The 17,464-nt window shown below is 60.5% G+C and carries 21 protein-coding genes and 1 tRNA gene; 10 read left to right on the top strand and 12 right to left on the bottom strand.

The features are described from left to right. Positions 1-293 precede the first annotated feature (293 nt). The 4 genes from N0B28_RS06795 to N0B28_RS06780 form a co-directional block, all read right to left on the bottom strand. Positions 294-2,978, bottom strand: coding sequence for a DUF5906 domain-containing protein (locus N0B28_RS06795; RefSeq protein WP_275731049.1), 2,685 nt, complete (start codon positions 2,976-2,978; stop codon positions 294-296). Beyond that, positions 2,975-3,178 carry a TraR/DksA C4-type zinc finger protein gene (locus N0B28_RS06790; protein WP_104571813.1) on the bottom strand — a complete coding sequence of 68 codons (204 nt, stop codon included), beginning with the start codon at positions 3,176-3,178 and terminating at the stop codon, positions 2,975-2,977. The genes N0B28_RS06795 and N0B28_RS06790 overlap by 4 nt, the downstream gene beginning before the upstream one ends. Continuing rightward, positions 3,171-3,659, bottom strand: a complete 489-nt coding sequence (locus N0B28_RS06785) for a phage regulatory CII family protein (protein ID WP_043863292.1) — start codon at positions 3,657-3,659, stop codon at positions 3,171-3,173. The genes N0B28_RS06790 and N0B28_RS06785 overlap by 8 nt, the downstream gene beginning before the upstream one ends. 226 nt (positions 3,660-3,885) lie before the next feature. Continuing rightward, a complete protein-coding gene (locus N0B28_RS06780) occupies positions 3,886-4,080 on the bottom strand; it encodes a hypothetical protein (RefSeq protein ID WP_275731046.1) in 195 nt (64 codons plus the stop codon). Positions 4,081-4,206: 126 nt separating this feature from the next. Here N0B28_RS06780 and N0B28_RS06775 point away from each other — a divergent pair, with 126 nt between their 5' ends. The 8 genes from N0B28_RS06775 to N0B28_RS06735 all read left to right on the top strand — a co-directional run bounded on the left by N0B28_RS06775 (position 4,207) and on the right by N0B28_RS06735 (position 10,175). Continuing rightward, positions 4,207-4,848: a S24 family peptidase gene (locus tag N0B28_RS06775; RefSeq protein WP_275731043.1), complete on the top strand. Its 642-nt coding sequence runs from the start codon at positions 4,207-4,209 to the stop codon at positions 4,846-4,848. Positions 4,849-5,113: 265 nt separating this feature from the next. Further along, positions 5,114-5,620 carry a hypothetical protein gene (locus N0B28_RS06770; protein WP_275731040.1) on the top strand — a complete coding sequence of 169 codons (507 nt, stop codon included), beginning with the start codon at positions 5,114-5,116 and terminating at the stop codon, positions 5,618-5,620. Then, complete coding sequence (locus tag N0B28_RS06765) at positions 5,617-5,856, top strand: pyocin activator PrtN family protein (RefSeq protein ID WP_275731038.1); 240 nt, start codon at positions 5,617-5,619, stop codon at positions 5,854-5,856. Before N0B28_RS06770 ends, N0B28_RS06765 begins: the two co-directional genes overlap by 4 nt. 87 nt (positions 5,857-5,943) lie before the next feature. Next, complete coding sequence (locus N0B28_RS06760; protein WP_275731035.1) at positions 5,944-6,450, top strand: hypothetical protein; 507 nt, start codon at positions 5,944-5,946, stop codon at positions 6,448-6,450. Continuing rightward, positions 6,443-8,116, top strand: a complete 1,674-nt coding sequence (locus N0B28_RS06755; RefSeq protein WP_275731032.1) for a DNA cytosine methyltransferase — start codon at positions 6,443-6,445, stop codon at positions 8,114-8,116. Before N0B28_RS06760 ends, N0B28_RS06755 begins: the two co-directional genes overlap by 8 nt. After that, a complete protein-coding gene (locus tag N0B28_RS06750) occupies positions 8,113-8,256 on the top strand; it encodes a hypothetical protein (RefSeq protein WP_210014607.1) in 144 nt (47 codons plus the stop codon). Before N0B28_RS06755 ends, N0B28_RS06750 begins: the two co-directional genes overlap by 4 nt. Positions 8,257-8,691: 435 nt before the next feature. Continuing rightward, positions 8,692-8,946 (top strand): hypothetical protein, encoded by a 255-nt coding sequence (locus N0B28_RS06740; RefSeq protein WP_210014608.1) that lies wholly within the window; start codon positions 8,692-8,694, stop codon positions 8,944-8,946. After that, complete coding sequence (locus N0B28_RS06735; protein WP_275731026.1) at positions 8,943-10,175, top strand: DUF3596 domain-containing protein; 1,233 nt, start codon at positions 8,943-8,945, stop codon at positions 10,173-10,175. Before N0B28_RS06740 ends, N0B28_RS06735 begins: the two co-directional genes overlap by 4 nt. Before the next feature lie 33 nt (positions 10,176-10,208). Here the strand turns inward: N0B28_RS06735 and N0B28_RS06730 are convergent, their stop codons facing one another. The 6 genes from N0B28_RS06730 to dapA form a co-directional block, all read right to left on the bottom strand. Then, a complete protein-coding gene (locus tag N0B28_RS06730) occupies positions 10,209-10,754 on the bottom strand; it encodes a YfbU family protein (RefSeq protein ID WP_210014610.1) in 546 nt (181 codons plus the stop codon). 247 nt (positions 10,755-11,001) lie between these two features. Further along, positions 11,002-11,091: transfer RNA gene (locus tag N0B28_RS06725), tRNA-Ser, on the bottom strand. Positions 11,092-11,183: 92 nt separating this feature from the next. After that, entirely contained in the window at positions 11,184-11,894 is a 711-nt protein-coding gene (purC, locus tag N0B28_RS06720; RefSeq protein WP_010223163.1) for a phosphoribosylaminoimidazolesuccinocarboxamide synthase, read from the bottom strand. Positions 11,895-11,924: 30 nt separating this feature from the next. Next, the gene (locus N0B28_RS06715) at positions 11,925-12,683 is read right to left on the bottom strand and encodes an MBL fold metallo-hydrolase (RefSeq protein WP_043864220.1); all 759 of its coding nucleotides are present in this window, start codon (positions 12,681-12,683) and stop codon (positions 11,925-11,927) included. Further along, positions 12,684-13,799 carry an outer membrane protein assembly factor BamC gene (gene bamC, locus N0B28_RS06710; protein ID WP_213607179.1) on the bottom strand — a complete coding sequence of 372 codons (1,116 nt, stop codon included), beginning with the start codon at positions 13,797-13,799 and terminating at the stop codon, positions 12,684-12,686. Between the two features lie 17 nt (positions 13,800-13,816). Beyond that, positions 13,817-14,695 carry a 4-hydroxy-tetrahydrodipicolinate synthase gene (gene dapA / locus N0B28_RS06705; protein WP_043864222.1) on the bottom strand — a complete coding sequence of 293 codons (879 nt, stop codon included), beginning with the start codon at positions 14,693-14,695 and terminating at the stop codon, positions 13,817-13,819. A gap of 260 nt (positions 14,696-14,955) precedes the next feature. Here dapA and N0B28_RS06700 point away from each other — a divergent pair, with 260 nt between their 5' ends. Both N0B28_RS06700 and N0B28_RS06695 read left to right on the top strand, forming a co-directional pair. Further along, a complete protein-coding gene (locus N0B28_RS06700) occupies positions 14,956-15,516 on the top strand; it encodes a glycine cleavage system protein R (protein ID WP_043864223.1) in 561 nt (186 codons plus the stop codon). 11 nt (positions 15,517-15,527) lie between these two features. Continuing rightward, positions 15,528-16,001 carry a peroxiredoxin gene (locus N0B28_RS06695; RefSeq protein WP_043864224.1) on the top strand — a complete coding sequence of 158 codons (474 nt, stop codon included), beginning with the start codon at positions 15,528-15,530 and terminating at the stop codon, positions 15,999-16,001. 30 nt (positions 16,002-16,031) lie between these two features. Here the strand turns inward: N0B28_RS06695 and N0B28_RS06690 are convergent, their stop codons facing one another. Together N0B28_RS06690 and N0B28_RS06685 are read right to left on the bottom strand one after the other, a co-directional pair. Next, on the bottom strand, positions 16,032-17,102 hold the full coding sequence (locus tag N0B28_RS06690; protein WP_043864225.1) for an AI-2E family transporter: 1,071 nt from the start codon (positions 17,100-17,102) through the stop codon (positions 16,032-16,034). A 23-nt stretch (positions 17,103-17,125) separates the two neighbouring features. Next, positions 17,126-17,365 (bottom strand): sulfurtransferase TusA family protein, encoded by a 240-nt coding sequence (locus tag N0B28_RS06685; protein WP_043864226.1) that lies wholly within the window; start codon positions 17,363-17,365, stop codon positions 17,126-17,128. Positions 17,366-17,464: the final 99 nt, after the last annotated feature.

The following is a 17,464-nucleotide window of genomic DNA, read 5'->3' as shown; positions in this document are numbered from 1 at the left end:
AACAGGGGCACCCAACACAAACCCAACACAAGAAAAAACCAATGAATACAGGGCACTAAAAGAAGTTGTGTTTAGTGTGTTGGGTTTGTTGGGTTTTTCAGTGCTCGCATAGGAATTACCTTTCTGCTGATTAGTAACCTTAAGAAAATACGCGCCCGCGCGTGCGCGAGAAAAAACCCAACACACCCACCACTCCCCCCGATAGGCCGCGTAATTCGCGGGTTCGAGGTGTGTCGACCTGCCAACACATACCCGACACCAACCCAACACACCCACCACAACCTGTGTTTTTCTCATGCTGCCAACACCTTAACATGATCCCAGCTGTCCACGTTCCAGCCAGCGAGTTTCGCCTTGGAACGCCAGAATTTGACGGTACTGCCCAGCTCGGCCGCCGATAACGTTGGGGGCAGGGAAGCATCAGGGTCATCGGGGAAAAAGAACGCCGCGAATCGCCGGTTGCTGCCATCGGTCCAAGGGATCGGCCGCGTCTTTTCGACCACCGAGCTGATGAACAGAGAGAACTTGGTCTGACTCATCGAATGTTCCTTGTTGCGCTGACACCACTCCAAGAACAACGCATACAAGTCCGAGGTCATGCAGCAGCCCCACAACCCGCGACCAAGGTCGCCGCAACGCCACAAGTGCATGAATGTCTGCCATGCCGCCCGACTCAAAGCCACCAGCCGCTCACGCGCCGGTGTGCTCGGCGGGCGTGTGCGCTCATTGAAGTCGCCCAGGTCAACGCTCAGCAACCAGGCGTACAACGCGGCCACACCACCGTTTTTCAACTCGGCGCCAATGGCCTTCTGCCGCTCGACAGGCAGCGTCTCCATCGGCCACATGACCAGCATGCGGCGGTCACTCTCACTGATTGGCCAGGGCAGAATCTCGTTGCTGAGGAACACCGCGTTCATGTGGTTGGCTTCCTCCCAGCCATTGATGAACTTGGATTCCATGCGCACCGTCTTGCCCGTCACCAGGTGTTTGATCTTGCCCACCTGGTTGTAACGCTGATCGCGGCTGACAACTTCCTCAAACACTGCCCAGAGCTTGCGGCTCTGCCAGGCATTGAACGAGCCTTCCAACTGAGTCTGCCCGACTGTGGCTGCGTACTGCCCGTACAGCTCACCCATGGCGTCGGCGAACAGCAGGCTCTTGCCGGAGCCCTCCATGATGGAGTGCATCAGCACAGCCGTGTCCATCTTGGCGCCAAGGTGCTGCAGCGGGTAGGCCAACCAACGAACCAGCCACTCCATGGCGTCCTTTTCGTAGTTGCACAGGAACGAGATAAGCCATCGCAGGTTCTCGCAAGCCGCGTCATTGCGCGCCGGCTCAAGCGGCAGCCCTTCAAAGGTGTTGATGTAGGTGTTCGGGTCTTTGGTCATGGTCGGATCGAACACGATGTTGTCGACGTCGACCACGCGCCGATTCGGGCTGTTCAACCACAGGGCATACGCATCGCCCAGGGCCATCTTGGTGGCCCCTTCGGCAATACGGCGCTTCTTTTCACGGTCCCATACGTCCTTGGTGCCGTCGATGTAGACGTACCTGTCGATGGGGGCGAGCCCAAGGGCGCCACCTTTCTTGGTGGTCATGCGGCGCAGTTGCTCGATCTCTTGCACCTGGTCGGCAGATGTAAGGCGCTTGTCGGCAAGCTCCATCCACTCCTTCGCCAATGCCTTGCCGATCAGCGCTTCGAACCCTGACTTTTTCATCACCCGCGCTTTGTCCATATCCCAGACATGCGTGGTGCCCTCGACCAGGGCGAATCGGCGGCGTACTTCATCCAGGGCCATGGCAGCAGCCTCCCCCACTCCCCCGGAGGCTGAGGAGCCGGCCGCGCCTGGGGCATTCTGTACAGATGGGGTCGGGGGAAGCTCGCCCTGCGGCGGGGGCTCTGGCGCCCGGCTGGGTTTGTCGATGCCAAGTAGCCGCGCAGCCGCCTTCGTGGCGGCCGAGGTGTCGCCGCCGTGCTCAAGAATGCAGTACACGTCAAACGCATCGTTCTTGTGCCCGTTGGCCAGGGGGTCGGTACTGTGATGCGAGTACAACTTCCCCTCCGTGATCGTCACGCCCGGCAGCCCACTGCTGCTCTGGGGACACAACCATTTGCCACCGTGCTTGGTGTAGCCATGATTGGCAATCAGCGCCTCAAGGTCATGGCACCGGTTGAACTCATCGATCACCTTGGGCAGTTGCGGGCCACCAGTTGGTGCACGCTTCGGCGCAGTAGTCGCCGGCTTGGTCGCCTTCGGCGCCCAGGGACAGATCGACAGAGCCCCGCGTTTGAAGGCGTCCCATCCCTGCCAGATCGTGAGTAACTCGACCGGCAGATCGGGCAAGCCGCCAGGGCTCGGTGGCGTACGCCAAACATACGGTTTGCCAGTACCGGGGTGGATCGAAGGAGGCAGCAAGTCCTGCACCAGGCCAGCGCGCAGCTCAAGCACCGTAAAAGGCTTGTAAGGCTCAGCAGCAGCTTTAGCAGTCGCCTCGGCCGCTACATCACCGGCCTGCTTCGCCACCTTGGCCTCAGCCATGAAGCCGCGAAAGATCGAGCCGTCAGGGTCCGACTCGTTTGGCCACGACAACGAATGACGGGTCAGCTCGATCCCGTCAGGTACCCGGAACATCACGCGAAAACGCGCCGGGTTGCCCACCACTGTCGGGTAGGCAACTGCTAGCGCGTCGAGGTCCAGCCCCAGTTGCTCCTGCAGGACGAACCGCGTCCACTGCACGTCGTCGACGTCAAGGGAGCACACCCGGCTGGGGCCGAGAACAACCCCGAGGTTGTGGGCGGGGTACTGCTGCCAGAAGACTTCGGCAGCCTCAGGGCTGGTGTAGTAACCGCCCGGCTTGTTCCACCCGCGCCCTTTCGGGCCCTTCTCTCCAGGCTCAATCGGCACCAGGGCGAGCCCAAACGTATCGATGTAGCGCCGCGCCCATGCGGCCATTGGCATTCCGTTGCGCTCACTCATCGGCGCCGCTCCCGCAGGTCCTGGCAACTGATGCAAGTCTCACAGCCGGACACCGCCAGTTGGCGTGGCAACGGAATAGCTTCATCGCAATCAGCGCAGAACTGAGCGCTTGGCTGCTGCGAAAGGCGAGTACGGCGCCCAAGGGCGAGCTGCAGCAGGTAGTCGGCCTGGTCATTGGCCATATCAGCTTCATCAGCCATCGATATGATCCTCCATCGCCTGACGAGCACCGGCCATGATGCCCAGCACCTCGCGGATCACATCGGCACCCTGCTTTTCCAGGTCCAGCACTTCGTGCAGCTCCCAGTGCTTGTCGGCGGCACCTTTATGCAGGCTCGCCACGAACTCGCCCGCTTCACCTAGCAGCTTGCCGACAGCCTTCAGTGCCTCACGGCTGGCAGGTACGGGAATGGGGCGGTACCAGACGGCACCCGCCGGCCTGACCAAGGCATCAAGCAGGCGTGGGTCGGCGGTCAACCGGACCATATCTTCCAGCTCGTCCGGAGTCAGCCAACGGCGCTCTTCGTCATGCTTGAGCTTCTTTTGCAAGGCGTCGTTCTCGACGACCATTTCGAATGCCAGGCGGGTGATGCCGCCTGAATAGTCACGCCCAGCGCGATAAAGCGCATGGCGCAAAGAAAGGACCGGGCCAGCGCCCGGCAACAGATCAGTGCGACTCATAACCGTAAAACCCCTGTTTACGGTGTAGCCATAGGATTGGGTACGACCTATCCTACGACCACGACCGATGTGCTGTGCTAAACGTGCTGTGCGGCACGGTGCGTTGATTGAGTCGTCCGGTATGTCTTGTGGTGAGAAGACCGGACGGCGGGTTGCGGCGGCGCTATGCGCCGTCATAGCTGAGCTGGGGATCATCTTGTGGTGAGAGGCCCCAGCTCGGCATCCTTCACGCGGGACGAGTGCCCACGTCTTTTCGCTGCTCTTCGTAGAACACTTCGATGGCCTTCCCAATCTCGTAACTGACGGTCGCCCCCTTTGTCGCACGACAGATAGTTGGCTGAGTGGTGCCGACCCGATCAGCTATCGCACGCTGGGAAAACCCCAACGCCATCAGTCCCTGAAGCATTTTTTGAATGGTCATTGCGCCACCTAATACGCTTTCGAATTTTCCGAATAATACCCATGCGTATTAAGCGTGGCAATACACTTTTGATACGTTTACGAATATGAGCACTGCGAAGTGATAGGAAACCGAGTTGCCCAGCGCATGAAAGAGCTTGAGCTATCAGAAGCTGAGCTGGCACGCAGAGCTGGCGTTCCTCAACCAACTGTTCACCGCATTCTTACCGGGGTATCAGCCAGCCCCCGCCAGGCGAACGTTGAAAAAATTGCCAAAGTCTTGGGGGTTACCAGCAATTGGCTTTGGCACGGAACGAACACCCCTCCCGAAATCACCTTCACACCAAACGCAGCCTCAAATGTTGAACCCGGCCCGCGCATTAGGGGGTTGGTGCCATTGATATCTTGGGTGCAGGCAGGCGCTTGGTGTGAGATACAAGACGTCAAAGACCTGCAGGATGCAGAGGTTTGGCTTCCATGTGCCGTGTCCCATAGTCAAGCCACTTACGCCCTACGAGTACGCGGCCTTTCCATGTTCAACCCCCACGAACGCCGATCCTTTCGAGACGGTGACATCATTTTTGTGGACCCCGCTAAGGAATGCGAAAACGGCTCACTCATCATCGCCAAACTGGCCGACAGCCAAGAGGCCACCTTCAAGCAATTGGTGATTGAGGGGCGACGCCAATTCTTAAAGCCACTCAACCCTCTCTGGCCTGATCCGATAATCGAGCTTCCAGAAGATGCGACCATCTGTGGGGTCGTCATCTCCAAACTGGAAATTTTCTAATCCATTAGAAATACCATTGCGTTATTCGATTAGGTATTGACCGAAAAAATTCGTTTGAGTATTGTCTGGCTCGCCATCCTCTCACCACAGAGATTCGAGCCATGTCAAAACCACAGCAATGCCAGGTCTTCCTGCACCCCGCTGCTTGCAGCAGCCGCCTGACCGTACAAGCAATTCAACAACGCATCGGGCGGCTGATCATCACTACGCCCAAAGGCTACGCACAAGCTGTAACCCCCGTCACCGATCAACTGGGGGGTGCAGCATGAATGCCTTCGTCATCCCGTTCGCCCAGCAAGACCTGCTCCACCAAGTACTTGCTGCGGGCGGCGTCACGTCGTGCCCTCTCTATCGACCGGCCGTGCAATTTGACGCCGAGATTGAGGTCGAGCTGAGCGATGAACATGCGCACATCAAGGTAGCGTTTCGCGAACTGAGCGGCTCACTGACCCTTCCACGCAGCGACCGGGCCAACCACCTACACCTACGCGAATTCATTCAGGACGTAGCCAACGAGCGTACAGAGGCGGGACGTACTCAACGGGCCATTGCCCTGATGGAAGCACTCGACCACGTAGACACGGTGCTACAGCCCGGCCAGGTTGCGTACATCACACCCACCATATCGGCCGTGCATCCCTTCGGCGCAGTGGTCACGAACGGGCTGGGTGAAGTGTGCGCAGCAGCCATGGGCAGCAGCAAAGAGCACCTGGCCGAGCTGATCAGCCGCAAGTTGCAACGTTACCCCGAGGGGACCGGGGAGCGCGCATGAGCGACACGCTAGCCCAGTTGCGTCGCCAGTGGACCACCCCATGCCCAACCTTGAGCGCAGTACGGGAGCACTACTTCCCGCACATCAAGACGGACCGGCACCTGCGCAATCTGATCAACGCCGGCCGTATCCCACTCAAGCTGAGCAAGCTGCACCGCTCTGTACGCGCCGAGCACGTGATCTACCTGCATGAACTCGCTGCTTACCTGGACGCACAAGCCCAGTCAGCAGCATGACAAGGCGGCCCCGGCCAACAGGGGCAATCGCCCTGCCGCTCTCACCACGGCTTTCACCTGCGGCGGGCACACTTTGGAGCACAGCACATGCAACCACAGCAAATCATCCTTGCCCTGGCCACCCTCTGGCTGTTCACGCTGGTGGCACTGCCATTCCTGTTCAACGCAGCTTGCCGTCGAGCAAAAGAAAGCGGCTTAGCCGCGGGGCTCGCACAACGGGAAGCCGACCATGGCAGGCAGATCGCCGCCCTGAACGCAGATATTGACGCCATCGCCCAGGAACGCCTGGCAGAACAGCGGGCGCACCTGCTGGCAACGAGTCAGCGGCTGGCCCACATCGAAGAACTTGAAGCCAGGATCATGTCGTACACAGGGCTCGCCGTGACGAAGGCCGACTACGAGCACCTTAAAAACGCTGCTGAAACCCTGCGCCTTGCCCGCAACACCTGGCAAAAGCTGCAAGGCACCGAGCCGTGGTGTTCACGCGCATACGCCGAATGCCAAGGCCTGCTGGGGCTGGCCAGCCGCATCCATTCGGAGCTTAGGAAAGCACCGCCAGCAACTACAACAGCAAAGGAATGCACTCATGCGTAAGCACGTACTGAAGCACTTCCACCTGTGCTGTGGCCTGGGCGGCGGAGCCAAGGGCTTCAACAAGTCCAAGCCCATCGTGGGCAACCTGCAGGCCGAGTGGCAATGCATTGGCGGCGTCGACGTGGACCCGGCCGGGCTGGCGGACTTCGAACGACTGAGCGGGGTAAAGGGCACCATGCTGGACCTATTCACTCGCGATCAGTACACCCGCTTTCATGGGAAGGAGCCGCCACTAGGTTGGCGAGAAGCCACGCCGGAAGACATCCGCCGTGCTGCAGGTGGCCAGCGGCCCGATGCCGTGTTCATCAGCTCGCCGTGCAAGGGGGCCAGCGGCCTGCTGTCGGAGAAGATGAGCCTGACACCGAAGTACCAGGCACTGAACGAGCTGACGCTACGCTGCATCTGGCTGTTCGGCGAGGCATGGGCCGACGATCCGGTACCGCTGCTGGTGTTCGAGAACGTGCCGCGCCTGGCATCACGAGGTCGGCACCTGCTCGACCAGATCAACAGCCTGCTTTCCAGCTTTGGTTATGCCGTGGCCGAGACCACCCACGATTGCGGCGTGATCGGTGGGCTGGCACAGAGCCGCAAGCGCTTCCTGCTGGTCGCCCGCCATGTCGAGAAGGTACCGCCCTTCCTGTACGAGCCTGAACACAAAAGCCTGCGTGCCGTGGGCGACATTCTCGGGCGCATGCCGCTGGCCGGCGATGTCGAAGCTGCCGGGCCGATGCATCGAGTGCCGGCGCTGCAATGGAAGACCTGGGTGCGCCTTGCCCTAGTCGAAGCCGGCAAGGACTGGCGTAGCCTCAATGACCTGGAGATCGAGGACGGGTACCTGCGCGACCTCATCATCGTGCCCGAAGCCTATTCAGGTTACCTGGGCGTTAACCAGTGGGATAAATCGATCGGGACAGTCGCCGGCCGGTCCAGCCCCACCAACGGCGTGTTCTCGATCGCAGACCCGCGTTCGAAGCCCGGCGCCCTGCAGTACCAGCAATACGGTGTACGGCGCTGGGGCGATACCAGCGGTGCGGTGATTGGTGTGAAGTCGCCCGGGCAAGGCACGTTCAGCGTAGCCGACCCTAGGCGCGCAGGCGGCGGCTTCGGCAAGTACCTGGTTACGCCGTACGACAACGCTGCCGGCACGGTGATTGCTGGCAGCACCACAGGGCAAGGTGCGTTCGCGGTGCAAGACCCACGACCTGGTATGCGCCGAGTGAAAGGAGACGCGTACCTGCATGGCGGGCATTACGGTGTGGTCGACTGGAATGGCCAGGCCGGGGCTGTGTCGGCGAGCGCTCGCCAGGACAACGGCCGCTGGAGTGTCGCCGACCCACGGGTGCCTGCCGCCAATGATCGCCTGACCTGCATCATCACCAGCCTCGACGGCACCTGGCACCGACCGTTCACCACTCTTGAGCTGGCAGCCATTCAAAGCCTGGTTGAGCCAGAGGAGCAGTTCGAACTGGACGGCCTCAGTGACCAGGCGTGGCGTGAGCGGATTGGCAATGCGGTACCACCAGGCGCGGCCGAGGCCATAGCCGATGTAATGGGCACCACCCTGCTCCTCGCCGCCCAGGGTGAAACCTTCATGCTCAGCAGCATGCCGATCTGGGTCCGGCCGATTGCAGTTGGACTCAGCGTGTCTCAACAGGAGGCAGCATGACCAGTAAACCCAAGTTCATCGTGGCCCAGGCAGCCCCGATGATGGTTGTAGCCTTTGGCTTTTGCGCCGGACTCGGCTTCATGGCTGCACAAGAATTGTGGTGGGCCTTAGGCGGATGGGTAGGGCTGTGCCATGGCTAATCCCGCACGCATCTGGCGGCTCATCAGTTGGGTCTTGGCCGGCGCACTGATCGTCGCGCTGATACAACTGCACCAGGCCCCCACCACCACCCGGCCAGGCACTAGCACGTTATCGACTGTTAACAACATCATCGGTTACGAGCATCTAGCCCTGAGCCCGATCACCCGCAGAGCCCATGAGAGATACTCCTTGTGACCTATACATCGACCTGCAACCCGAGCACTAGGCCACGCATGGCCACACATAGCCTTGACCTGCCGGTGATGTGCGACATCTGTGGCAAAGCGCGCTCGACTCGCAACCATGCCAACTGCAGCAGGATCCGGCAGCAGCGGAAGAACGTCGAGTGGCAATCCTACATGGCCAATGTGGCTGCAAAGAAACTCCAGCAGATCCAGTGCCTGCAACCACGTCGGTAAGTCGGAGAATATAAAATGGCAAAGCTACAAGTTAAACCTATCCACGAAGTAAATAGGCTGCCCGCCGAGGCGGTTCAACTTCTTATCACTCCCGCTGTATGGATTCGGAAAGAGCTGTTGTTCCCGGTTTTCGGTTTGAGCACTGAGGCTGTACGCAAATATCGCGACCGTGGAATCTGGCTAGAAGAGAAACAGTGGCGCACTGATCCTGCCAACGTCATTGTCTACAACCGTGTTGAAATCGAAAAATGGATGGCAGGCCGGCCATGAGCGCGAAGCTCCCAGCAGGTATCAACGCCCTACCAACGGGCGTCGATATCAATGGCAAGCTCTTACGGATCGCCTTCATGTACGAAGGCGAGCGCCGCCGTGAGCCTCTGCGTAACGTAGCCAAGATCAACAAAGCCGCCATTGCCTATGCGGACAACAAACGCAGAACGGTACTAGCGGAGATTAAGGAAAACCGCTTTGACTATGCAGCCCACTTTCCCGACTCTACTTGGCTCAAAGCCAGACAAGAACTTCCGAACGAGCCTGCCAAAAGGACTGTAGACGAAGGGATAGCCCTGTGGCTTGAAGTTGCCAAGGTGAAAAAAGCACACAGCACGTTCATCAACTATAAAAGCAAGTCTGAACACGTCAAAAGAAAGTTCACCGGAAGAACTATCGCAACCATCCCCAAGAGTGAGCTTGAATTGTTCCAAGCTGAACTTCTTACCAATGGCCTCAAACCGAAAACTGTAAACGACGTCTTCACAATTATAAGGGGGGTATGGGGGGATGCGTTCAGCGATGAGATCATCAAGTTCAACCCCCTGGAGCGCATCGAGAACATCCAGTCTGACAGCGACAGCGAGTTCGCCGACCCATTCACCCGGAGCGAGATTGATCGGATGGCCGCCGCCGACCCCGAGCGAATGGCAGACAGTCGGATGATAGTCTTCAACTGTTGGGCCGGGCTGTCCCTGTCCGAATTGATCGCGGCCGGGGTAGAAGACGTCGACCTAGTGGCCGGCACGCTGACAATCCGCCGCGCCCTGGTCGCCGGGGAATTCAAGGTACCGAAGGAGCGCACGCGCATTCGAACAGTTGAGCTGATCGCGCCAGCCCTGGAGCTGCTGACCATGATCGTGGCCGAAGCCGAGGATGCCGAACCCACGCCCATCACGGTTGTGCAGCGAGACAACATCACGAAGAAGCAGGAGCGGGTTCGCTTCTTGTTCCGCAGCTCTACCAGTGGCCTACTGTGGAACGGCAAGACTGTCAGCAACTGGTTCACCGCCCACCTTGAGAAAGCAGGCATTCGCCATCGAGGCGCCAACCAGGCACGCCACACGTTCGCGAGCCAAGCACTGTCAAGCTACGTCCCAATTGAATGGGTCGCCCGTCAACTCGGTCACAGCGACACGACCATGGTGCGGAAGCACTACGGCCGCTGGATCTCAAAAGACACTAAAAGCATGGCGGACGTCGTGTCGAAGATGATGGGGTTTGAGTAATAGCAGGCCCAATGGGCCTGCACCGCCCCAGGTTCAGCGATTATCTGGATGTATGGCTGCATTCAGCACTTCAACAACTTCCTCGACAGTCATCCTGCGACCAACCACGTTCCTCCGAATCGGCAGGAACACTTCAACCATGCGGGCATACATCGGCGCAAGCGGCGCATGCGAATTGGTGTCAGCCGATCCCTGCAATCTGGTGAACCGATCAAGGTCGCGAACCAGGTAGCGGGCAGCTCGTAAATAGTCGGTCTCATTGTTCCCATCGTACCCCGGAAATTCGAGAGTGCGTCCTATCCCAACCGCCTCGACCGACTGACGCTGCTCATCATCAAACGCCTCGTATGCCTCCTGAAGGAACTGATACATATCCAGCGTATCTACTACCGCCGTGACATGTGGAGGCGTCTCGCTATCGCCATCGCGAACATCGTACTTCCAGTCGAGAACCCAGTAATCCTGCGACCCCATCGCTCGAGCGACGATGTCAGGATCGTAGCTGTCGGTGATTTCAAGCTTTTTGTAGACCTCGCATAGCATTTCCACGATGAGTCTTTCGGTAGCCGTCGGCTGCATTTCCTTGCTCCTAACGTTCAATGGCAGTTTTCCGTACCAGGACACACGGGTACTAGTGAATGGTGCCAAAGAGCCACCCAACAAGAAAGCGGAAGCAGCCTTTCAGCCCTAAGACCTTCGGCCCATTGCGGCCGAATCCGGCCTCTGAGCCATGAAATCTGCCCTAAATCTGCCCTAATGTTCCGCCCCTAAACGACGAAACCCCCGAAAACTTCAACGTTTTCGGGGGTTTCGACTACTTCGCATATGGCGGAGAGATAGGGATTTGAACCCTAGGTACTGTTGCCAGTACAACGGATTTCGAATCCGTCCCGTTCGGCCACTCCGGCATCTCTCCAGTGGCGCGCATGATACCAGCAGTTTTCCCAAACGCAAAGCTTCTTGTGAAAAAAATTCGCGTGGTATCAGGCGCTTGCGTCAGTCACGCGCTTACAGCGGCACGCCCAGACGCTTGGCAACTTCTTCGTAGGCTTCGATCACGTCGCCCAGACCCTGACGGAAGCGGTCCTTGTCCATCTTCTTGCGGGTTTCCTTGTCCCACAGGCGGCAACCATCCGGGCTGAACTCGTCACCCAGCACGATCTCGCCATGGAACACGCCGAACTCGAGCTTGAAGTCCACCAGCAGCAGACCAGCGTCGTCGAACAGCTTGCTCAGCACTTCGTTGACCTTCAACGACAGCGCCTTCATTTTCACCAGCTGCTCGGCGGTGCCCCAGCCGAACGCAACCACGTGGGATTCATTGATGAACGGGTCGCCCTTCTCGTCGTTCTTGAGGAACAGCTCGAACGTCGACGGCTCCAGCTTGATGCCCTCCTCCACGCCCAGGCGCTTGACCAGGCTGCCGGCTGCGTAGTTGCGCACCACGCACTCGACCGGAATCATGTCGAGCTTCTTGACCAGGCATTCGTTGTCGCCCAGCAGCTTGTCGAACTGGGTTGGAATGCCGGCTTCTTCAAGCTTCTGCATGATGAAGGCGTTGAACTTGTTGTTCACCATGCCCTTGCGGTCGAGCTGTTCGATACGCTTGCCGTCGAACGCCGAGGTGTCGTTGCGAAACAGCAGGATCAAGCGGTCGGCGTCGTCGGTCTTGTACACCGACTTGGCTTTGCCGCGGTAGAGTTCTTCACGTTTTTCCATGATGGGCTCCGCTTGCTAAATTGAAATGGGCTAGGCGATTTCGCGCCAGTCGAGCCCGTAATCCTGATTCGCCACTTGCAGCCAGTCCGGGTCACACCCGAGGGCGTCGACGAAACATTGCCGGGCCAGCTGTGGCAGGTTGTTCTTGCTGCTGAGGTGGGCCAGCACCAGGTGCTGCAGGTTCTGCCAGCCCAACTCCGACACCAGGCGCGCGGCCTGGTGGTTGTTCAAATGTCCGTAGTCGCCACCCACGCGCTGCTTGAGGAACATCGGGTAATGCCCGCGGCCCAGCATGTCGCGACAATGGTTGGCTTCGATCAGCAAGGCATCCAGGCCCTGATAGCTGTCGAGCAGGGCCGCGTCGTACGAGCCCAGGTCGGTCAGCACGCCAAACCGGCGGCGGCCATCGCTGAACACATACTGCAAGGGCTCCAGCGCATCGTGGCTGACGCCAACGGCGGCAATGCTCAATGCACCCAGCTGCAGGGTATCGCCAGCTGCCAGGAAGCCGCTGGGCTCCACGGGCTTGCGCATCCCGCGCAAGGTGCCACGACTGAGGTACACCGGCACATTGTAGCGCCGCGCCAGCAAACCCACCCCATGCACGTGGTCGGCATGCTCGTGGGTCACCAGCACCGCGCTCAACTGCGCCGCCGACACGCCGAGCAGCGCCAGACGCCGCTCGGTTTCGCGCAGGGAGAACCCGCAATCGACCAGTACGCAGGTACTGCCACTGACAATCAGCGTGCCATTTCCCTGGCTGCCACTTCCGAGTACGGCGAAGCGCACTTAACCCAGGTTGTCCTGGATGACGCTCAGCACGCGACGGGCCACATCGGCCGGGGCCACGGTATTGATGTTCTTCTCGACCGTCACCTGCACGCTGTCACCCACCTTGCTCAGGCGTACCTGATAGCGCTCGGCGCGGGCTTCACGCTCTTCCTTGCTCGGCGCGCTGCCGAACAGGCGGCTGAAGAAACCAGGCTCCTGGTCCTTGGCCTCGGCTTTTTCGGCAAGGTTGATGTAGTACAGGCCCAGGCTGCGGTTGATATCCTCAACCCGCCATTCGCCCTGTTCCAGGGCACGGCCGACGCTGGACCACGCGCGATCGAGGTCGGCGCCCAGGTTCAGTACCGGGTTGCCGCTACCGTCTTCGCTCAGGCTGACACGGCTCGGGGTATCGAAGTCACGGGCCGCCAGCAGCGATACCGAACCGCCCTTCTCGGCGCTGCGGGTCATGCTGGCAAGCATTTCGTCGACCAGTGCAGCGTCCACACCGGTGTTCTCGGCGCGTGCCGGAAAGTCCTGTTCGGTGGCGCTGCCGGCAGCACGCTCGACGGTCACCACATAGACTTCACTGGTATTGCGCTGTACGCCCGGCTCGATGCGAACCCGGGCACGGATTTCATTGTTGCTGCTGCCTGCAACACCGCCCAGGCGCTGGGCCATGGACGCCGACAACTCGTCGAAACGCTGCCAGGTGGTGCTGAACTCGCCGGTCTGCGGGCGCTCTTCGGCGATGCGGAAGCCGTTGTCCTCGAAGAACTGGTGGGCCACCGGCCACACCTCGGCCGGGGCGCGCTGGGCCAGGACCCAACGCGAAGCGCCGCTCTTCTGCAGGCTGAAATCGCTGATGTCGGCACCTGCCGCCAACGGCTGTGGACGCGGCACTTCGAACTCGCCCTTGACGTTGTCGTCGGCGACGTTGCGCGGAATCGGCAGCAGCGGGTCAAGACGCTTGACGTTGCTGACATCCGGCGGCAGCTGCATCGGCGGCTTTTGAGTGGCCTCCAGATAATCGCTGCCCCGGTCACGGAAGTAACCCTCTTCGCCCCAGAGCCAGCCACAACCACTGGTGCTGGAGATGATCAAGGCAAGGGCGGAAAGACCAGCCAATCGCTTCATGCGGTGTACGTCCTCAATTAAAACTTCAGGCCGCACTGGCGCATGGCCTGGCGTACCGTATCGTGACAGGATTCGCTCAGCCAGGTCAGCGGCAGGCGGATGCCTTTGTGCATCAGGCCCATTTCGACCAAAGCCCACTTCACCGGAATCGGGTTGGCTTCGACGAACAGGTCCTTGTGCAGGGGCATCAGTTTTTCGTTGATGGCGCGGGCCTCGTCGGCCTTGCCTTCGAGTGCGGCGTTGCACAGGTCGGCCATTTCGCGCGGGGCGACGTTGGCGGTCACCGAGATGTTGCCTTTACCGCCCAGCAGGATCAGTTCGACGGCGGTCGGATCATCGCCGGACAGCACGATGAAATCCTTGCTCACGCCATCCAGGATCGCCTTGGCACGCTTGAGGTCGCCGGTGGCTTCCTTGATGCCGATGATGTTGGGCACGCTCGAGAGACGGATCACGGTCTCGGCCTGCATGTCACAGGCGGTACGGCCGGGCACGTTGTAGAGGATCTGCGGGATGTCGACGGCTTCGGCAATGTGCTTGAAGTGCTGGTACAGGCCTTCCTGGGTCGGCTTGTTGTAGTAAGGCACCACCAGCAGGCAGGCGTCGGCACCGGCGTCCTTGGCATTGCGGGTCAGGTGCACCGCTTCGCTGGTGGAGTTGGCACCCGTACCGGCGATCACCGGAATACGGCCGTTGACCTGCTTGACCACGGCCTTGATGACTTCGATGTGCTCATTGACATCCAGGGTCGCCGATTCGCCGGTGGTACCGACCGCAACGATGGCGTGGGTGCCGTTTTCCAGGTGGAAGTCCACGAGTTTGCTGAGGCTGTCCCAGTCAAGACGCCCTTGTGCATCCATGGGTGTGACCAATGCCACCATACTGCCCGCAATCATGAAGCTGCTCCTGCCGGAAAAAGAGAGCGGTAATGGTACTGGCGCCACAGGGCTTGCACAAGCGAAGCAGGCGGCAGGAGCATTCCCCTCGGCGACCATTTTCGCTACCCTTCTCTCTTTGATCGGTACACAGCGGCCCGCCGGGCTGCCGACAACGCGCCCCGACAGTGCCCGAGCCCTCGATCCTGAGCCACGGAACCACGCCGACAAGCCTATTTGCCCCGTCACGTACCGACCGCTCATCGCTTTAGGAATGCTGCATGTCCACCCCCACCGTTCGCGAACAATTCCTTGTCATCAGTGCCCTGGGCGCAAACCCCATGGAACTGACCAACATTCTGTGCCGGGCCAGCAACGACAATCGCTGCTCGGTCGTCACCTCGCGCCTGACCCGCCACGGCGAGTGCAGCGCACTGGTGCTGCAGGTCACCGGTAGCTGGGACGCCCTGGCGCGTTTCGAAGCGGCGCTGCCGACCCTGGCCAAGAAGCACACCTTCACCGTGAATGTGGTGCGTAGCGCCGAACTCGAAGTGCGCCCGCTGTCGCTGCCCTACGTCGCCTATGTCAGTGCCGCGTACCGCCCCGACATCATCAACGAGCTGTGCCAGTTCTTCATCGACCACAACGTCGAGCTGGAGAACCTGACCTGCGACACCTATCAGGCACCACAGACCGGCGGCACCATGCTCAACGCCACGTTCACCGTGACCCTGCCGGCCGGCACCCAGATCAGCTGGCTGCGTGACCAGTTCCTGGACTTCTCCGACGCCCTGAACCTGGATGCGCTGATCGAACCGTGGCGCCCACAGAACCCCATGTAAGGAAACCCGCAATGGCCGTAGCACTCGACCAACCCGTCGCCGATTTCGAGGCGCAAGCCACCGGCGCCAAGACCGTCAGCCTGAGCGGCCTGAAGGGTCGCCAAGTGGTGATCTACTTCTACCCCAAGGACAGCACCCCGGGCTGCACCACCGAAGGCCAGGGCTTTCGCGACCAGTACGCGGCGTTCCAGGCGGCCAACACCGAGGTGTTCGGCGTATCGCGTGACGGGCTCAAGTCCCACGAGAACTTCAAGGCCAAGCAGGGCTTCCCGTTCGAGCTGATCAGCGACAAGGACGAAGCCCTGTGCCAGCTGTTCGACGTGATCAAGCTCAAGAAGCTGTACGGCAAGGAATACATGGGGGTGGACCGCAGCACCTTCCTGATCGACAGCGAGGGTGTGCTACGCAAGGAATGGCGCGGCGTGAAGGTGCCCGGGCATGTGGAAGCGGTGCTGGCGCAGGCGCAAGCATTGAACAAGGGCTGAAGCGCTTCGCCGGCGAAGCGTGCGCCGCGGCTAGAGCAGCGGCGCCACCACCGGCTCACGCCGCGGCCAGGCGTCGAGCACCGCCTTGAACAGCGTAGCCAGCGGGATCGCGAAGAAGATCCCCCAGAAGCCCCACAATCCGCCAAACAGCAGTACTGCGCAGATGATCGCCACCGGGTGCAGGCTGACCGCTTCGGAGAACAGCAGCGGCACCAGCACGTTGCCGTCCAGCGCCTGGATGATCGCGTACACCGCCATCAGGTAGATGAACTGGTCGCCCCAGCCCCACTGGAACAGGGCAATCAGGGTCACCGGTACGGTTACCACCACCGCCCCCACATACGGCACCACCACCGACAACCCCACCAGCAGCGCAAGCAGCGCCGCATAGTTCAGGCCCAGTGCGATGAACGCGATGTAGGTGGCCACGCCGCAGATCAGGATCTCGATGCCCTTGCCGCGAATGTAGTTGGCGATCTGGCGGTTCATCTCCTCGGCCACGCGGGTCATCAGGGCCCGCTCGCGCGGCAGGTAGCCGCTGACCCAGCGCGCGATCTGCTCGCGGTCCTTGAGAAAGAAGAACACCAGGATCGGCACCAGCACCAGGTAGATCATGATGTTGACCAGCAACGGCAGGCTCGACAGCGAGAAGGTCAGCGCCCATTGACCGAACTTGCCGATCTCGCCGCGCATCGCCTCGATGGCCTGCAGCACCTGCTCATCCGAGACCAGATGCGGGTAGCGCTCCGGCAGCAGCAACAGCAGCGACTGCCACTTGCCAAGCATGCCCGGCAGTTCGTTGAACAGGGTGATCAACTGGTGCCAGAGCAACGGCACCAGCACCAGCAGGAACACCGCCAGCGCGCTCAGGAACAGCAGGAACACCAGCCCCACCGCCACCTTGCTGGGCACCCGCAGGCGCTCCAGCGCATTGACCAGGCCCTGCATCAGGAACGCCAGCACCATGCCCGCCAGCACCGGCGCCAGCATGCCGCCCAGGGTCAGTATCGCGGTGAACCCCAGAAACAGCAGGACCGCCAGCACCACCGCTTCTTCATCCGAGAAATAGCGGTGCAGCCAGCCACGAAGCACTTTGAACATCGGTGATCCTTAAAGAGAAAGGTTCAGGCTTTCTTGAGCCAGTAGGTGTAGACCCCGGCGTCGGCCTGCTCATGCAGCAGCGTATGACCGGCCAGGCGGGCAAAAGTGCGGAAGTCGCGCTGCGAGCCGGCATCGGTGGCCACCACCTTGAGTACTGCACCACTGCCCAGGCGGTTGAGCTCCATCTTGGCCTTGAGCAACGGCAAGGGGCAATTCAGGCCGCTGGCATCCAGTTCGGCGTCGCAGGGTACGGCATCGGTCATCGGGCTTCTCCAGGCAGGTGCATGCCCACGGCAGGTAGCGGCATGCACAGACCTCGTAGGATACCGCCACTGGTCGTCAACGTGTGAGCCGGCTACAGT

It is taken from the genome of Pseudomonas sp. SD17-1 (assembly GCF_029201585.1).
Classification (GTDB): Bacteria; Pseudomonadota; Gammaproteobacteria; order Pseudomonadales; family Pseudomonadaceae; genus Aquipseudomonas; species Aquipseudomonas palmensis.
The sequence above is the reverse complement of the archived record's forward strand: the minus strand, read 5'-3'. Positions and strand labels throughout refer to the sequence as shown.

What these genes read in the sequence shown, in the direction of transcription:
- N0B28_RS06775 (WP_275731043.1), top strand. Translation starts at nt 4,207, where the DNA reads ATGAAAGAGCTTGAGCTATCAGAAGCTGAGCTGGCACGCAGAGCTGGC.
- N0B28_RS06730 (WP_210014610.1), bottom strand. Translation starts at nt 10,754, where the DNA reads ATGCAGCCGACGGCTACCGAAAGACTCATCGTGGAAATGCTATGCGAG.
- N0B28_RS06695 (WP_043864224.1), top strand. Translation starts at nt 15,528, where the DNA reads ATGGCCGTAGCACTCGACCAACCCGTCGCCGATTTCGAGGCGCAAGCC.
- N0B28_RS06750 (WP_210014607.1), top strand. Translation starts at nt 8,113, where the DNA reads ATGACCAGTAAACCCAAGTTCATCGTGGCCCAGGCAGCCCCGATGATG.
- N0B28_RS06780 (WP_275731046.1), bottom strand. Translation starts at nt 4,080, where the DNA reads ATGACCATTCAAAAAATGCTTCAGGGACTGATGGCGTTGGGGTTTTCC.
- N0B28_RS06740 (WP_210014608.1), top strand. Translation starts at nt 8,692, where the DNA reads ATGGCAAAGCTACAAGTTAAACCTATCCACGAAGTAAATAGGCTGCCC.
- N0B28_RS06760 (WP_275731035.1), top strand. Translation starts at nt 5,944, where the DNA reads ATGCAACCACAGCAAATCATCCTTGCCCTGGCCACCCTCTGGCTGTTC.
- N0B28_RS06795 (WP_275731049.1), bottom strand. Translation starts at nt 2,978, where the DNA reads ATGAGTGAGCGCAACGGAATGCCAATGGCCGCATGGGCGCGGCGCTAC.
- N0B28_RS06785 (WP_043863292.1), bottom strand. Translation starts at nt 3,659, where the DNA reads ATGAGTCGCACTGATCTGTTGCCGGGCGCTGGCCCGGTCCTTTCTTTG.
- N0B28_RS06755 (WP_275731032.1), top strand. Translation starts at nt 6,443, where the DNA reads ATGCGTAAGCACGTACTGAAGCACTTCCACCTGTGCTGTGGCCTGGGC.
- dapA (WP_043864222.1), bottom strand. Translation starts at nt 14,695, where the DNA reads ATGATTGCGGGCAGTATGGTGGCATTGGTCACACCCATGGATGCACAA.
- N0B28_RS06790 (WP_104571813.1), bottom strand. Translation starts at nt 3,178, where the DNA reads ATGGCTGATGAAGCTGATATGGCCAATGACCAGGCCGACTACCTGCTG.
- N0B28_RS06690 (WP_043864225.1), bottom strand. Translation starts at nt 17,102, where the DNA reads ATGTTCAAAGTGCTTCGTGGCTGGCTGCACCGCTATTTCTCGGATGAA.
- bamC (WP_213607179.1), bottom strand. Translation starts at nt 13,799, where the DNA reads ATGAAGCGATTGGCTGGTCTTTCCGCCCTTGCCTTGATCATCTCCAGC.
- purC (WP_010223163.1), bottom strand. Translation starts at nt 11,894, where the DNA reads ATGGAAAAACGTGAAGAACTCTACCGCGGCAAAGCCAAGTCGGTGTAC.
- N0B28_RS06685 (WP_043864226.1), bottom strand. Translation starts at nt 17,365, where the DNA reads ATGACCGATGCCGTACCCTGCGACGCCGAACTGGATGCCAGCGGCCTG.
- N0B28_RS06770 (WP_275731040.1), top strand. Translation starts at nt 5,114, where the DNA reads ATGAATGCCTTCGTCATCCCGTTCGCCCAGCAAGACCTGCTCCACCAA.
- N0B28_RS06735 (WP_275731026.1), top strand. Translation starts at nt 8,943, where the DNA reads ATGAGCGCGAAGCTCCCAGCAGGTATCAACGCCCTACCAACGGGCGTC.
- N0B28_RS06765 (WP_275731038.1), top strand. Translation starts at nt 5,617, where the DNA reads ATGAGCGACACGCTAGCCCAGTTGCGTCGCCAGTGGACCACCCCATGC.
- N0B28_RS06700 (WP_043864223.1), top strand. Translation starts at nt 14,956, where the DNA reads ATGTCCACCCCCACCGTTCGCGAACAATTCCTTGTCATCAGTGCCCTG.